The sequence below is a fragment of the Mycobacterium sp. TH-M106 genome (assembly GCF_057473765.1).
In genome coordinates this window covers 1-2,279 of sequence record NZ_JBYCLE010000614.1, presented here as the reverse complement: position 1 = coordinate 2,279, position 2,279 = coordinate 1, and the positions used below count along the sequence as shown (strand labels likewise).

The 2,279-nt window shown below is 72.1% G+C and carries 3 protein-coding genes and 1 pseudogene; 3 read left to right on the top strand and 1 reads right to left on the bottom strand.

Going from position 1 to position 2,279, the window contains the following annotated elements; all coding sequences use genetic code 11:
- From AC2VOP_RS20825 to AC2VOP_RS20815, 3 genes and pseudogenes are all read left to right on the top strand, one after another.
- Positions 1–134 (top strand): annotated as a pseudogene (locus AC2VOP_RS20825) (peptidoglycan hydrolase RipC); the annotation flags it as partial.
- 28 nt (positions 135–162) lie between these two features.
- Positions 163–978, top strand: coding sequence for a hypothetical protein (locus AC2VOP_RS20820; RefSeq protein WP_486962728.1), 816 nt, complete (start codon positions 163–165; stop codon positions 976–978).
- On the top strand, positions 975–2,117 hold the full coding sequence (locus AC2VOP_RS20815; protein WP_486962726.1) for a glycosyltransferase family 4 protein: 1,143 nt from the start codon (positions 975–977) through the stop codon (positions 2,115–2,117). Before AC2VOP_RS20820 ends, AC2VOP_RS20815 begins: the two co-directional genes overlap by 4 nt.
- A gap of 4 nt (positions 2,118–2,121) precedes the next feature.
- Here AC2VOP_RS20815 and AC2VOP_RS20810 read toward each other — a convergent pair.
- On the bottom strand, positions 2,122–2,279 hold a 158-nt coding region (locus AC2VOP_RS20810), incomplete at its 5' end, for a hypothetical protein (RefSeq protein WP_486962727.1).

The following is a 2,279-nucleotide window of genomic DNA, read 5'->3' as shown; positions in this document are numbered from 1 at the left end:
TCTACGGGGATGCCTCCCACTCCGGCATCTACGTCGGCGACGGCATGATGGTCCATTCGTCCACCTACGGTCAGCCGGTCCAGGTGGTGCCGATGACTGCGTCCGGCCCGATCCACAACGCCCGCCGTTATTGAACGCCGGGCCGGAGCCGGCCTGCTGGTGCTGCTGGTCGTCGAGCTGGCTGCCGCCGCGGTTGCGCTCGTCCTGCCGGTATGCGACCCGCCGACGGGTTCCGGCCGGCAGGCCGTGGCGCCGCTGGTCGTCGGCGATCACCGCACCGTGACGCTGATCAACCTCTCCGGTCCGCGCGCCGACGCGTTGCTCGCCCGGGTCGCCGCGAACGTCGGTGCTGCCGTTGATGCAGTGGAAGCGTTCTGGGGAGCCGATTGGACGCATCAGATCGTGGTGGTGGCGACCGGCTCGCAGGCCCAGTTCGCCGAGCAGGCCGGCGCCGGCAGCAAGGGTCAGTGGTCCGACATCGCTGCGGTGGCGGTAGCCGAGCGGGCCGACCCCGAACGAAGGCTGGCGTCCGGGCAGCGGATCGTGTTCGCGCCGGGCGCGTTCGCGATGAGCGACGCGGCGCTGCGAATCGTGCTCTGCCACGAGCTGTTCCACTACGCCACCCGCGCCGACACCGCGTTGGACGCACCGCACTGGCTGACCGAGGGAGTGGCCGACTTCGTCGCCCGGCCGGACTCAGCACCGGGCTCAGCGCCGGCCGGGCGGCCGGCACCGCCGCTGACGCTGCCGTCGGACGCCGACCTGGACACGGCCGGATCCCGGCGCGCACAGGCCTACGAGCGGGCGTGGTGGTTCGCCCGCTTCGTCGCCGACAGCTACGGGTCGGCCAAGTTACGTGAGCTCTACGTGACCGCCTGCGGCTCCGGACATACCGGAACGGGCGAAGCCGTTCGCCGGGTGCTCGGTGCCGGCCTACCCGACGTGCTCACCCGCTGGCAGCGGTGGCTCGCCGGGTGAGCCGGGTCCTGCTGGTGACCAACGACTTTCCGCCGCGCCCCGGCGGCATCCAGTCCTATCTGGAAGAACTCGTGCGCCGATTGGCCGGTTCCGGTGCGCACCGGGTGACGGTGTACGCACCGCAATGGAAAGGTGCCGACGCATTCGACGGCTCGACGCGGGCCGCCGGCTATCAGGTGGTCCGTCACCCGGGGACGCTGATGCTGCCCGGCCGGACCGTCGACGTCCGGATGAGCCGGTTGATCGACGAGCAGGGTATCGACACCGTGTGGTTCGGTGCGGCTGCTCCGTTGGCCCTGCTGGCGCGGCGGGCCCGGGCCGCCGGTGCGGCCCGGGTGCTGGCCAGCACGCACGGCCACGAGGTGGGCTGGTCGATGTTGCCGGTGGGCCGGTCGGTGCTGCGCCGGATCGGCGATGCCACCGATGTGGTGACTTTCGTCAGCCGCTACACCCGGGGCCGCTTCGGCGCGGCCTTCGGTCCCGCGGCCGTGCTGGAACACCTGCCGCCCGGGGTGGACACCGGCCGATTCCGGCCCGACCCCGCCGGCCGTGAAGAGCTGCGGACCCGCTACCGGCTGGGCCGACGGCCCACGGTGGTGTGCGTGTCGCGGTTGGTGCCGCGCAAGGGCCAGGACATGCTGATCCGGGCACTGCCGTCCATCCGGCGGCGCGTCGACGGTGCCGCGCTGGTGATCGTTGGCGGCGGTCCCCACCTGCAATCGCTGCGGCGACTGGCCCAGCGGTGCGGGGTGACCGCCCACGTCACGTTCGCCGGTGGGGTGCCGCCCGCCGAGCTGCCCGCCCACTACGCGCTGGCCGACGTGTTCGCGATGCCGTGCCGCACCCGCGGCGCCGGACTCGACGTGGAGGGGCTGGGCATCGTGTTCCTGGAGGCTTCGGCCGCGGGTGTGCCGGTGGTCGCCGGCCGGTCGGGCGGGGCGCCGGAAACCGTGCTGGACAACCGGACCGGTCTGGTGGTCGACGGCCGCTCGGTGGAGCGGATCGGTGACGCTGTCGGCCAGCTGCTGGCCGATCCGGACCGGGCCGCAGCGATGGGCGCCGCCGGGCGCGTCTGGGTCACGCAGCACTGGCGCTGGGACGTGCTGGCCGACCGGCTGCGCGGACTGCTGACGGCCTGAGCGTTCAGCTCTTCGAGTAGATCGCCTCGATCTGTTCGGCGAACTTCTCGGCGACCACCTTGCGCTTGAGCTTCATCGTCGGTGTCAGCTCACCGGTGGCTTCGGTGAAGTCGACCGGCAGGATCGCGAACTTGCGGATCGACTCGGCATGCGAGACCGAAA